Source organism: Herbinix hemicellulosilytica, assembly GCF_002904165.1.
Lineage (GTDB): Bacteria > Bacillota > Clostridia > Lachnospirales > Lachnospiraceae > Mobilitalea > Mobilitalea hemicellulosilytica.
In genome coordinates this window covers 122,253-135,839 of sequence record NZ_CVTD020000016.1, presented here as the reverse complement: position 1 = coordinate 135,839, position 13,587 = coordinate 122,253, and the positions used below count along the sequence as shown (strand labels likewise).

General features: G+C 37.1%; 11 protein-coding genes and 1 other annotated feature. Of the genes, 7 read left to right on the top strand and 4 right to left on the bottom strand.

From position 1 onward, the window contains the following. Positions 1–33: 33 nt before the first annotated feature. A complete protein-coding gene (locus HHT355_RS07740; protein WP_103202866.1) occupies positions 34–648 on the bottom strand; it encodes a DedA family protein in 615 nt (204 codons plus the stop codon). 231 nt (positions 649–879) lie between these two features. Between HHT355_RS07740 and HHT355_RS07735 the strand changes: the two genes are divergently transcribed. From HHT355_RS07735 to HHT355_RS07725, 3 genes are all read left to right on the top strand, one after another. Beyond that, positions 880–1,254: a hypothetical protein gene (locus tag HHT355_RS07735; protein ID WP_103202865.1), complete on the top strand. Its 375-nt coding sequence runs from the start codon at positions 880–882 to the stop codon at positions 1,252–1,254. 129 nt (positions 1,255–1,383) lie between these two features. Next, positions 1,384–1,599: a binding site (T-box leader), on the top strand. A 136-nt stretch (positions 1,600–1,735) separates the two neighbouring features. Then, positions 1,736–4,144, top strand: coding sequence for a leucine--tRNA ligase (gene leuS, locus HHT355_RS07730; protein WP_103202864.1), 2,409 nt, complete (start codon positions 1,736–1,738; stop codon positions 4,142–4,144). Positions 4,145–4,436: 292 nt separating this feature from the next. Further along, positions 4,437–5,036, top strand: a complete 600-nt coding sequence (locus HHT355_RS07725; protein WP_103202863.1) for a CDP-alcohol phosphatidyltransferase family protein — start codon at positions 4,437–4,439, stop codon at positions 5,034–5,036. A 244-nt stretch (positions 5,037–5,280) separates the two neighbouring features. Here the strand turns inward: HHT355_RS07725 and HHT355_RS07720 are convergent, their stop codons facing one another. The 3 genes from HHT355_RS07720 to HHT355_RS07710 form a co-directional block, all read right to left on the bottom strand. Next, positions 5,281–5,550, bottom strand: coding sequence for a hypothetical protein (locus tag HHT355_RS07720; RefSeq protein WP_103202862.1), 270 nt, complete (start codon positions 5,548–5,550; stop codon positions 5,281–5,283). Between the two features lie 4 nt (positions 5,551–5,554). Next, positions 5,555–6,412: a hypothetical protein gene (locus HHT355_RS07715; protein ID WP_146039179.1), complete on the bottom strand. Its 858-nt coding sequence runs from the start codon at positions 6,410–6,412 to the stop codon at positions 5,555–5,557. A gap of 113 nt (positions 6,413–6,525) precedes the next feature. Beyond that, a complete protein-coding gene (locus tag HHT355_RS07710) occupies positions 6,526–7,005 on the bottom strand; it encodes an S-ribosylhomocysteine lyase (RefSeq protein WP_103202860.1) in 480 nt (159 codons plus the stop codon). 327 nt (positions 7,006–7,332) lie between these two features. Here HHT355_RS07710 and HHT355_RS07705 point away from each other — a divergent pair, with 327 nt between their 5' ends. The 4 genes from HHT355_RS07705 (at position 7,333) to HHT355_RS07690 (ending at position 13,551) form a co-directional block, all read left to right on the top strand. Continuing rightward, on the top strand, positions 7,333–8,367 hold the full coding sequence (locus tag HHT355_RS07705) for a LacI family DNA-binding transcriptional regulator (RefSeq protein WP_103202859.1): 1,035 nt from the start codon (positions 7,333–7,335) through the stop codon (positions 8,365–8,367). A gap of 41 nt (positions 8,368–8,408) precedes the next feature. Beyond that, positions 8,409–9,827: a family 43 glycosylhydrolase gene (locus tag HHT355_RS07700; RefSeq protein WP_103202858.1), complete on the top strand. Its 1,419-nt coding sequence runs from the start codon at positions 8,409–8,411 to the stop codon at positions 9,825–9,827. Positions 9,828–10,053: 226 nt separating this feature from the next. Beyond that, positions 10,054–12,141: a methyl-accepting chemotaxis protein gene (locus HHT355_RS07695; protein ID WP_158245928.1), complete on the top strand. Its 2,088-nt coding sequence runs from the start codon at positions 10,054–10,056 to the stop codon at positions 12,139–12,141. Positions 12,142–12,366: 225 nt separating this feature from the next. After that, positions 12,367–13,551, top strand: a complete 1,185-nt coding sequence (locus tag HHT355_RS07690) for an alpha/beta hydrolase-fold protein (protein ID WP_103202856.1) — start codon at positions 12,367–12,369, stop codon at positions 13,549–13,551. The last annotated feature ends 36 nt before the right edge of the window (positions 13,552–13,587 follow it).

The following is a 13,587-nucleotide window of genomic DNA, read 5'->3' as shown; positions in this document are numbered from 1 at the left end:
GGCCTAGTAATTAAAATATAAAAAATTTCGCCTTTATGTTTGGCTTTCGATTTTTTTGTTTTTTCTTTTTTTAAGAATACGGTTTAAGATTAAATATACGAAGCAAATAAAAATTACGGGAATCAGATTATGTTTATAGCGTTGGTAATATGACGCTACCCTGTCATAATTTTCCCTAAGGGAGTATCCCAAGCCTATTAAAAGGGTATTCCATATGGTAATACCAAGGAAAGATGAGGGAAAATATGTGGCAGGGTTTAATTTTGCCGCTCCTGCAACTAATGCTATATATGTACGGATAAGGGGAATAACTCGGCCGATGCATACGGCCCAGGCTCCGTTTTCGTTAAATTTTTCATATGAGGCTTTAATAGATTTTTCTGCTTTGGGGAATTTTCGTATGATTGAATTTATGATAGCAGCGCCTCCGAACCAGCCTATGGCATAACAAAGGCCGGTTCCTATCAAACCTGCAATTACGCTTACAGGCAGGATTACTAGAAAATGAATGTTATTTATAGAGGCAACAGCCCCGGAAAGGGGAAGAACAATTTCACTGGAAACAGGAAAACAGGCATATTCAAGCATTATTATCAGAAAAATAGCAAAAAGACCGTACTCTTTAATAAAATCAGTAATAAAGCCCATAAAACCTCCGTTTTGATATTTATTTTAAGTATATTATTTTAACTGTATTTTATGATTTGCATACATATTATTAATAAGCGTATTTGTAAAGATTTAAACCCCTGCTGTATCGATAGGTTTTGTAATTTATAAATATTTTTTAAGCATATTTTAATTTGTAAATATTTTGTATTTGTTATAATATAAGAAAAGCCGAAAGAAATATAATTTAAATAAGGTGGGAGTGTCTTTATGGCTATGTATGAGTTCTTTATTGTACCTGAAATTTTTTTTGTTACAGGAATTACATTATTTTCAGTCCTGACCGTTAAATCATTTAAAGATATGCGCGGAGATATTGGGCTTATATATATGAATAAGGATGATCTTGAAAAATTGTCATTAGAAAGCAGAAGAGTATTAAGAATGGATATTCTGAAAGTAACATTATTAATTACAGCCATAACCATAATAATCGGCCTTGTTTCATGTTTATATTTTGAAACTAAACGTATAAACTTAATAATTTGCCTTATATTACAGATACTGGTTAGTGTTATTGGAACAGTTCCGTTTTTCAAAAAAGTAAAAAAATTAAAGTCCCAGATTTTAAAGAGTGAAATTTGAATTGAAAATTGTGAAGTACCCTTAAAGCCCGGGAAATATTAAGTAAGAGATACTTGACAAAAGCGGAAGTAGTGCTATATTTATTAAGTATATTATATTTTATTTATTAAATTAATAAAAATTATATTGAAAAAAGCTGTGAAGAGGAGTATTAAGAGAAGATGTGCTTTCAGAGAGCTGCCGGTCGGTGGAAGGCAGCAGCAACGGTCTCCCAACTCGCCTCGGAGCTTTCCGGCTGAATTTTCAGTAGGTCGGAACGGATAATCCCCGTTAAAGGTTATAAGTGCGCAATAAGTATTATTGCGAATTAGAGTGGTACCGCGGAAATTACCTTTCGTCTCTATGCAGATGAAAGGTTTTTTTGTTATATAATATTTAAAATTTACAAAGCTTCCTGCTTATAAATCTTACAGCTGCATTATAAGGATATAAAGATTTTACACCAATATTTATCTGAAAAGTAAATAAGGAGGAGAAAAGAATGCCAACACCTTATAACCATAAGGAAATAGAGAAAAAGTGGAGAAAGTACTGGCAAGAAAATCCTGTCAATGTCAATGACGGCAAAAAACCCAAATACTATTGTCTGGATATGTTTCCTTATCCGTCGGGAAGCGGTCTTCACGTAGGACACTGGAGAGGATACGTAATAAGTGATGTATGGAGCAGATATAAGCTGCTTAACGGTTACTACATCATTCACCCCATGGGCTGGGATGCTTTCGGCCTCCCTGCAGAAAACTATGCCATAAAAATGGGCGTACATCCCAGAGTATCTACGGCAGAAAACATAGCAACATTCAAAAAACAGTTGGAAGATATATCCGCAATATATGACTGGGATATGGAAGTAAACACTACCGATCCCGAATTTTATAAATGGACCCAGTGGATTTTCGTAAAAATGTTTAAGGCAGGTCTTGCATATCAGAAAGAAATGCCTATTAACTGGTGCCCTTCCTGTAAGACAGGACTTGCCAACGAAGAAGTTGTTAACGGTGAGTGTGAACGCTGCGGAACTCCCGTTACAAAAAAGAACTTAAAACAGTGGATGTTAAGAATAACAAAGTATGCGGACCGTCTGCTTGAGGATTTAAATAAGCTTGATTGGCCTGAAAAAGTAAAGAAGATGCAGACAGACTGGATCGGAAAAAGTTACGGTGCCGAGGTAGACTTTGAGGTACAGGGAAGCGATAAGACCATAAAAATTTATACCACAAGGCCCGATACTTTATACGGTGCCACATTTATGGTCTTAGCTCCAGAACATGCCATGGTAAGTGAACTGACAAAACCTGAGCAGAAAGAAGCGGTAGAAGAGTATATCCAAAAAGCTTTGATGAAATCTTCGGTTGACCGTATGCAGGATAAAGAAAAGACCGGCGTATTTACCGGCAGCTATGCAATTAACCCGTTAACCAAGAAGCCTATACCTATCTGGATATCGGATTATGTGCTTGCCGATTACGGAACAGGTGCCATTATGTGTGTTCCTGCCCATGATGAAAGAGACTTTGATTTTGCTAAAAAATTCGGTATTCCGATTATTCAGGTTATATCAAAAGACGGCAAAGAAGTGCCTGAACTAAATGAAGCTTATACCGAGCCCGGTATAATGATCAATTCCGGTGAATGGAACGGAATGGATTCTGAAACCGCTAAAAAAGAGATACCGGATTTGCTGGAGAAGATGGGAATCGGTAAAAAGACGGTAAACTACAAGCTGCGTGACTGGGTATTCTCCCGTCAGCGTTATTGGGGCGAGCCTATTCCTATCGTTCACTGCGAAGACTGCGGTCCCGTTCCCGTTCCCGAAGAAGAACTGCCTTTGCTGCTTCCGGATGTAGAAAAATATGAACCGACCGGTACTGGTGAATCACCCCTTGCCAATATTCATGAATGGGTAAATACCACTTGTCCTCAGTGCGGAAAACCGGCTAAGAGAGAAACCAACACCATGCCTCAGTGGGCAGGTTCATCATGGTATTTCCTGCGTTATGTGGACAACAAAAATGACAAAGAACTGGTAAGCAAAGAAAAGGCGCAAAAGTATTTACCTGTGGATATGTATATCGGCGGTGTGGAACATGCCGTACTGCACCTGTTATATTCCAGATTCTATACAAAATTCCTGAAAGATATCGGAGTGGTAGACTTTGACGAACCTTTCATAAGGCTCTTTAATCAGGGAATGATAGTAAAGAACGGGGCAAAAATGAGCAAATCCAAAGGTAATGTAGTTTCACCCGACGATCTTGTCAGGGATTACGGCCGGGATTCATTAAGATTATATGAGTTGTTTGTAGGACCGCCCGAACTGGATTCCGAATGGGATGACAGGGGAATTGACGGTGTATACCGATTCCTGAACCGCTTCTATAATCTGGTAATGGATAACAAGGATAAAACTGTTGAACCGACTCAGGAAATGATTAAGCTCAGACACAGGTTTGTTCATGACATTACCACAAGGCTCGAGAACTTCAGTCTCAATACTGTTGTAAGCGGTTTTATGGAATATAACAATAAGATGATTGATTTGGTAAAAAAAGCAGGCGGTATTGACCGTGATACATTAGAAACTGCAATTATACTTTTGGCTCCGTTTGCTCCTCATATCAGTGAAGAATTGTGGGCACAGATGGGCCACGATACTTCGGTGTTCAAAAATACCTGGCCGACATATGATGAAGAAATGCTAAAGGACAGTGAAATAGAAATAGCGGTACAAATAAACGGAAAAACAAGGGGTACCGTTATGATACCTGCAGATGCATCCAAAGAAACCGCCATAAATAAGGCTAAAGAAGTTTTGGCAGGAAAAATATCAGGTACGATTATTAAAGAAATTTATGTACCCGGTAAAATAGTAAATATTGTTGTAAAATAAATCAGACCCTCTCCTTAAATTTTGATAATATAAGGGGAGGGCTTGTTTTTGTCTAAGAAATATATTTTATATTTTAGCTTTTAAAAAAACACCTTTGATAAAAATAAGGAATATGTTAAAATATAAGCTATAGTTGTAATTATATTAATAGAACGAAATATTTTAATAATATAGTTATGGAGATATGAAGATAGCAGTTATTTACTCATATAATTTCCTTTAATTAATGGATTGCAATGATATTTATATAAAGACATTATTAGCAGCATAAACTAGTAAAGGGGATTTTATTATGAAGGTTATATCTAAATTTAACAAGAAAGACTTGTGGAGCATCCCGAATATTTTGTGTTATATCCGCTTCCTGCTGATACCGGTATTTGTAGTGCAATATATTAAGGCACAGGAAACCAGGGAATACTTTCAGGCAGCCGCTGTAGTTCTTGCATCAGGGATTACCGATCTTTTGGACGGTTTTATTGCAAGAACTTTTAATATGGTTACCGAGCTTGGCAAGCTGATTGATCCGATAGCCGACAAATTGACACAGGCTGCTTTAATTTTTGTTCTGATAGTGAAAATTAAATGGATGTTTCTACTGCTGATATTGTTTGTATTAATGCAGTTGTTCCTGCTTATAGCCGGTCTTGCAATGCTTAAAAAGAATAAAAAACTGGACGGTTCTAAATGGTTCGGTAAGGTATCAACAACAGTATTTTATGCAGTAATGTTGGTACTGGTTGCTGTACCTAATCTGAATCAGAATATTGTAAATGTTATGTTGCTTATATGCGGTGCATTTTTGGCCTTATCTTTTGCTTTATATGTAAGAGAGTATATAAGAATGTACAGGGAGGCTAAGCTGGAGGAAAAAACAGAAACCATAAGATAACTAAAATATAAAATACGTAGACTGTGCAATTTGCTTTTATAATTGGAATAAGAGTAGAAAAAGAATAAAAAGATTTATATAGATGTAACCTTATACACTGATAAAAGAACATCTAGTTTATTTTGTGCGTAATAATCGGATATAAATGTTCCAATTATTACATACAAAATAAGTTAGATGTTCTTTTGTTATGCTCAGTATTGATTTGACGTATCCGGATCTTAATTTAAATAACAAGCCAATATTATTTTCCTGACATCAGTTTTCTTAGCATTTCAAACCGTGCCCTTTCTTTTGGGGACATATTTTTAGTCAGTATTTCTATTAAAACCTCGCTTTCATCTTTAGTAAAACTTAAATTTTGAGCCTGAAGCTTTTTGTTGGCACTTAATATAAGAGGGATTAATTTATCGATAGGTTTTCCCTGGGCTTCTTTAACCAACTCCATAAGAACGGCTAATTTCCGGGGATCTATGTTCTTCATTTTAGGATTATTCCAGGAAGAATCAGCCAAAATATCACTCCTTATCAGATTCAGGTTTCTTATTATCATCATATGACATAGAATCAAAAAGCATTCTCAGGTTTTCAAAAGTTTCTATCTGCTCCGGAGGTAACATGGCTTTAAGTGCTTCGATTAAATTGCTATTGTCAGGAGATTCTTTGGTTGCCTGATGTTTTTCAGTTTGACTATTGTTGTCTATGTTATTGTTATCAGGATCATTGGCGTAATTAATATTGCTTTTATTATAGTCATTATTTTCATTAAAGGTATCGTTGTTGTATAAATAATTGTCAGAGATATAATTATTGCTTTTAATAAGAGCATTTGCTGAATTATAACCGTTGTCCAAGCTTAGATCATTGGCTAAACTATAGTCTTTGTCTGGGCTTAAATCATTTTCTGCGTATGTATTATTATCTTTATGTAAGTTTACATCTATATTATCATCGCCTATAATGGCCGATAAATCAAAATCGGAAAAACTATCCATGAAATTGTAGGTATTGTCATTGCTGTTGTCATTTTCGGCAAACCCGTCAAAGCCTTCCATGGCTTTCATAGCTTCCATATATGTATTATACATTTCAAAAATTCTCTTGGCCTGAAATATATTTAATATTTTATCTACAAAAGCCCGCTCCTTTTGGTTACAACTCGGTCTGATTTTTTTTAACAATGCTTCCGCATCTACTTTTTCGCCGGTATTTTCAAAGCCACAGGCAGCCATATCTTTGGTCCTGAAATTGCGCAAGCAGGCAATAAGCTCATATAATTTAACGAGCAAATCCAAAATCAGTTTTGATTTTACGTCTACATAGGGCAGTGCGGTTTTTAGGATTTCCGCAGTATGAAGTAAGCCGTCCTCTGCCATAGCTTCTCCCATTGTACATACTCATTATAGTATATTCATGGGAATAACAATCATGCTAATAATCGGCAGTAAAACGGCTTAAGTTCCGGTGACATCTATATGGAATTATTTAGTTATGCCGGATAATTCAGGCGTTCATCATTTATATTGTACAGTACCTCGTCAAGGTATCTTTTTGCAAAGTGTTTTGCAATCGTCAGATTCATATCCAGATAATTGCCGCAATTTATCGGAGCTGCACCGGGAATTTCCCCTTCATAATCACGGATAAATTCAAACATTTCGATTATTAAAGGTACAACATCTTTGGAACTGTAATCTCCGCCAAGAAGAAGATAAAATCCGGTACGGCATCCCATAGGGCCAAAGTAAATGGTTTTGTCGGCATAATCTTTATGGTTTCGAAGATAAGTAGCTCCCAGATGTTCTATGGCATGAATCTCTCCGGTATTCATAACAGGCTCAAAATTTGGCCTTGTAATTCGAAGATCTAAAGTCGTTATGGTTTCGTTCCCCAGTCTGTCCTTTCTGGATACGTATACACCTGGAAGTAACCTTAAATGATCTACGGTAAAGCTTTCAATCTGCTTCATATGTCATCATACCTTTCGATAAAATTTTATCATTACATTAAGCATCGGTATATACCATATAAGATTAAGCAGAAAATCCGATACTTAATGTCTAAATAAGACATTCAAAAAATCAAATTAGAAATTAAAATTGCATATGTTATTGCTTCGAATATCATTTTATAGCTAGTTTACATTATAAAATGCCATATATCAACACTTTAATGCAGCAGGAAATAATATTGTATTTTTTAAATAAATAATAAATTTCAGTTGAATTATTTATGATGGTGATTATAATTATATGTAAAACGTTTTACCTAATCCTTTAAGAAGGGATTGAAATAAATGGTAACATTAAGAGATATAGCTAGAATGTGCGGGGTTTCTGTCAGTACGGTTTCCAATGTCCTTAATGGCAAGCCTAAAGTCAGTGAAGAAACCAAGCAAAGGATTTTGGAAGTGGTAAAAGAAACAGGATATCAACCTAATTATTTTGCACAGGGTATGAGAAAGAATAAAACCAGAATTATAGGTATTATTGCGGAAGACCTGGATTTATTCAGCACCCCGCCTATAGTAGAAGCCATTATGGCTTATTGTGATGACAACAATTATCGTACAATACTTGTAAACCTAAGGCTTTATGACAGATGGCAGAATACATGGTATTCAGACAAAGACAAAATTCAATCGGTCCTACAGCCCGCCATACAGGAGCTGCTGTCTGTTAAGGTGGACGGCATAATGTATGTGGCGGGACACTGCCGTTACATAGATTTGGAAATGTATAACTTAAATATTCCGGTAATTGTGGTGTACGGCCTTTCTACGTCGGCCCAAATACCTTCAATCGTTTTTGATGACGAAAAAGGCGGATATGATATCACTAAATATCTGATATCAATGGGACACCGAAGAATTGGTGTGATTTCCGGAGATGCCGGCAACCTTCATGCCCAGGGTCGAATTTTGGGATATCAGAAGGCATTATATGAAGAACATATTTTATTTAACCCGGATTGGATAAAATATGGCGACTGGTACAGGCCGTCGGGTTATAAATGTGCGGAATTATTAGTTAAGGAAGGGATTACGGCTGTTTTTTGCATGAATGATCTGATGGCAGCCGGTGCCTACGATTACTTTTATGACAACAATATATCCATAGGGAAAGAAATCTCAGTTGTCGGATATGACAATAATGTGATTTCAGAATATTTAAGGCCGAAACTTACAACCAATGACATTCCACTTAAATCAATCGGTATAGAAGCTGCAAAAAAAATTTTAAATATGATTGAAAGCAGGATAAAAAGTAATCATACAGTAATAAAATTGCCGTGTCAGATGATTATAAGAGAATCGGTAAGCAGCATTTAACCATTGCTAAAACATTCTTTCATTAGAAAAAGGAGGCAAAGATGAAAAAACAAGGATTTAATCCGTATCTTCCGTCATGGGAATATATTCCCGACGGTGAACCGTATGTTTTTGATGACAGAGTGTATGTGTTCGGCTCCCATGACCGTTTTAACGGTTATGCATACTGTTTGAACGATTATGTCTGCTGGTCTGCACCGGTAGACGATCTGGCCGACTGGCGCTACGAGGGAGTAATTTATGAAGCCACAGATGTGGAAAATAACGATGACAGGGACTCTTGCCTTTATGCTCCCGATGTGGCAAAAGGACCGGACGGGAGGTATTATCTGTATTATGTCGACAGCAAAAGTTCCGTAGTATCGGTTGCGGTATGCGATAAACCTGCGGGAAGATATAAGTTCTATGGTTACGTCCGTTATCCTGACGGGGTCAGATTAGGCGAAAAAGAGGGAGATGAACCCCAATTTGATCCGGCTGTTTTGGTAGAGGGCGATAAAGTTTATCTATATACGGGCTTTTGTCCCGTTGGAGATAAGAACAGAAGCGGTGCCATGGCAACGGTTTTAAGCAGTGCCGATATGCTTACGGTTATTGAACCTCCGGTAATAATTGCACCAAGTGAACCGTACAGCAAAGGCAGCGGTTATGAAGGACATGAATTTTTTGAAGCTCCCTCTATAAGAAAAAAAGGAGATACATATTATTTTATATACTCATCTGTTCTTATGCATGAGTTATGCTATGCTACCAGTAAGCATCCCACCAAGGGTTTTAAATTTGGGGGAACTATAGTAAGTAATTGTGATATGGGTATAAGTACCTATAAACCTGCAGATAAACCCATGTATTACGGAGGAAATAATCACGGAAGCATAATTGAGATAAACGGCAAATGGTACGTATTTTACCACAGGCATACCAACGGTACCAACTTCAGCAGGCAGGGATGTATGGAAGAAATTACTTTCCTGGAAGACGGCTCGATTCCTCAGGTAGAAATGACTTCCTGCGGATCAAACGGCGGTCCTCTAATTGGAAAAGGAGAGTATTATGCTTATATAGCCTGCAATCTGTTTTGCAGGGAAGAATCGGTTTATACGGATTTTACAGGGGCATGGATGAATAATCAGTTCCCTAAAATTACCCAGGACGGAAAAGACGGTGATGAAGAGATAGGCTATATTGCAAATATGAAAGATTCCGCAACAGCCGGGTTTAAATATTTTGACTGCAAAGGGGTTAAACGGGTAAAAATAAAAGTCCGGGGATATTGCAGAGGAGATTTTGAAATAAAAACATCATGGAACGGGCCGGCCCTGGGTAAAATACCGGTGGTATTTTCAAATGTATGGAAGGAATATTCGGCAGATATAGAAATACCGGACGGGATTCATGCCATATATATAACTTATAAAGGACAGGGAAGCGCAAGCCTGGCTTCATTTACATTGGAATAAAACTGGTAAACTTGCCCTTCGTTTTTCAATTTTAGCTTGTTGATAATAAAATAAGCTGAGCAAAAAATACTAAAAATGTTACTAAATCCATAAAATTTTATACATGTTGTACAAGTATTATTGACATATATTATAATTTTATATATTAGTTAATTAAGGACATCATAGTAAAACGATTTACATCTACAGAAATATGTATTTAAATTACAAAGGACGGAGGTTAAGAGTGAAGACTAAGGCTAAAAACATTAAGTTAAATTCTATCTTCTCAAAGGTAACCGGAAGTATACGCACCAAGTTAATCTTTGGTTTTTTGGTACCTGTAGTGTTTATTGTTATCTTAGGCATCAGCGCTTACATAAGTTCGTCTAAAGCCATTACTCAAATTTTTACGGATGCAACCATAGCGTCAATCGATAAAACCGGGGAATATTTTGGCTTGATATTACAAAATATCGAAGACAAAGCTGTTTCTCTTACGTTTGATGTTCAAATCAGAGATTATTATTCAGGCAAATATGCCGGAGATATTCTTGCGGAAGGTAACGCATATAAAGCAGCAAGAAGTCAGGTCTCAACTATTGCTACCTCCGACCGCTATATAGAAAATATTTTCATTATTCCTAATACGGGAAAACCCATAACATCCTTTGGCTCCTTTGATGATAATTTTGATCCTTATTCGGCTTTCATTGAAACCGAAGAAGCCAAGGTGATAAATGAACATCCCAATGTTAATCTTTGGCTGGGTTACCATGATTTTATTGATGAGCATCTGGATGTCACAAAAGATAAGTATGCCATAACATTGGTAAAACCTCTTTATAATTCATCGTCAAAGCAAATCGGATATATTTTTATGGATCTAACAATGAATGTTATATCCGAAGCCATGAGTACGTTAAATCTGCCTGAAAACAGCTATATTGCTTTTATATCACAGGATGGCAGGGAAATTACTCCGGACGGGATTGCCAAGGAAGCTCATTTTACCGGTCTTAAAGAATATCAGGATATACATAGCAGTCCGGAAGCTAATAATCATCTTACCATTGATTACAATAATCAGGATTATGAGTTAATATATTCAAAAGTCGGAAACAGCGGTGCCGTTGTCTGTGCTATGATACCCTCTTCGTATCTTAGGGATCAGGCCGGCTCTATCATGAAAGTTACAATATTCCTTGTGTCACTGGCTGTTATTTTGGCGGTGGCTATAGGGATATTTATCGCATATGGATTTGATAAAGCCATAAAAACGATGATCAGTACTTTATCTTCGGCTTCAAAGGGAAATTTGACAGCTGCAATTGATAAAATCCGAAATGACGAATTCGGTGTGCTGTCGCTAAGCATTAACGAAATGATTGCAAACCTTAAGGCAATAATTGATAAGGCAACCAAAGTAGGACAGACTGTTGTGGAATCTGCCAGAAAGGTTTCCGAAAATTCCGAATTTCTGTTGACATCTTCAAAAAATATTACACTGGCCATATCGGAAATTCAGCAGGGAAATGTCCAGCAAGCAGAGGATACCCAGCGGTGCTTAAAACTGAGTGATGATCTGGCTAATCAAATAAATAATGTCCATGACAATACTTTAGCTATCGAACAGATTGCGGAAACTACCAGAAGCATAGTTAAAGACGGTATAAATGTAATAGAAGAACTTACTAAAGCAGCAAATGAAAGTTTGCGGGTAACCAACGAAACTATCAGGGATATTTCCGAACTGGAAAGAGAATCGAAAGTAATAACGGAAATTATCGCTGTTATAAACGAAATAGCTGCCCAGACAAACTTACTGTCATTGAATGCTTCCATTGAAGCAGCCAGAGCCGGTGAAGCCGGAAGAGGCTTTGCTGTAGTTGCCGATGAGATCAGGAATTTATCAGGCAGATCGGTTGCGGCTGCACAGGAAATAGAAGAGATTATTAAAAATATTATCGCAAAAACACAAACTACGGTAAATACGGTTAAGCAGGCAGAAGTAATTTCACAAAACACCGAGGCCCGTCTGAATAACGTTGTAAAACTGTTTGACAATATTAATCTTTATGTTGACGACTTAGCCAACAAACTTGAAAAGATTGCAGGCAGCATCGGTGAAATTAATCAATCCAAAGTACATACACTGAATGCTATCGAAAGTATTTCTGCTGTGGCAGAAGAAATCTCCGCTTCATCGCAGGAAGTTGATGCTACGGCTCAGGAGCAATTGGAGGCTGTAACCAGACTGAACGAAGCGGTAAAAGCCTTAAATCAGGATGCATCCGACCTTGAAAAGGCTATTGAAATGTTTATAACCAAATAAAATATTACTTAACGCAAAGCATCTAAACCTCAATCATATAAACATATGAAAAAACCGGAAAATATACAGGTAAATTTAAATATAAGGGGTGTTTGTGACACCCCTTTTCATTAGACAAGACTTCTTATGTGTTGGTTTTGTATTATTAAGTCTTTAGTTTCGAATAACGGTATGGCATATACCCATTTAAAATAAATCAAAATTTTAAGAAGAAGGTGATAGCATATGTTGAATAAAGATTTAACTAAAAATCAGTCCCTTTATAGCCATGCCCTGTATTTTGACCCTATAAATCAAGCCAGGGTACCGGGAGGGAACGGCAGATTACATTTTAAAGAGTTTGAAAACGTGCCTGGTTTTAGGATTCTTGACAACGGTGACGTTGAAATTACTTTTTATGCACCGGGAGCAGAGACGGTTCAATTAAAAGGTTTTGGCGGTTCTCTTCCCGGATACTATGATTTTGAGCCTGTCAAGGAAATGCCCGGGTACTGGAAAACGGTTTTAAAAGGCATAAGACCGGGCTTTCATTATCATACATACTTTGTTAACGGGGTTGAAACTATCCATCCTCAGATGCCGGTAGGATACGGAGGATCTTATGCGGTTAACTTTATTGAAATTCCGGATCCCGATTTTACCGATTACCTTTTAAAGGATGTTCCTCACGGCAGTGTGCATATGGAAATATATAAGTCAAGTATAACCGGAAGGTACAGAAACTGCTGGGTTTACACACCTCCGGGTTATGAAAAAAATACCGATAAGAGGTATCCCGTACTTTATTTGCAGCATGGTGGCGGTGAAAACGAAACCGGCTGGTTGTGGCACGGGAAAATAAATTATATCATGGATAACCTGATACATGAAGGCAGATGCAAGGAAATGATTATAGTCTTAAACTGCGGATATAATTTTAAGCAAGTCGGTGAAGACAGGTTTATTCTTGAAGATATTGATGAAGTTATTTGTAAAGACTGCGTACCGATGATTGATGAGAAATACCGCACTATTAACGACAGAAATTACAGGGCTATAGCCGGATTATCTTTCGGTTCCATCCATGCCAGAATGACAGCTTTGGGGCATTTGGATCTATTTTCTGCTTTGGGTATATTCAGTGGAGGATTTAGTTACAAGAGCCAGGGAACCTTAGGCGTAGATTCTTTAGGAAATTATGATTATTCCGAAACATTTGCATCGGCAGAAATATTTAATAATAAAATGCATTTGCTGTTTGTCGGAATGGGTGATAAAGAAACCGAGATGGTTGAAGTGGCAAAACCTAAAGCAGATAAACTGGCATCCGAAGGATATAATATCGTAGTCAGAACCTATCCCGGATATCATGAATGGGATGTTTGGAGAAAATGTGCGGTTGATATGCTCGAGATGCTGTTTAAATGGTAAAGGCTTACATTTTCGTATAGGCATAGAATGTTTATA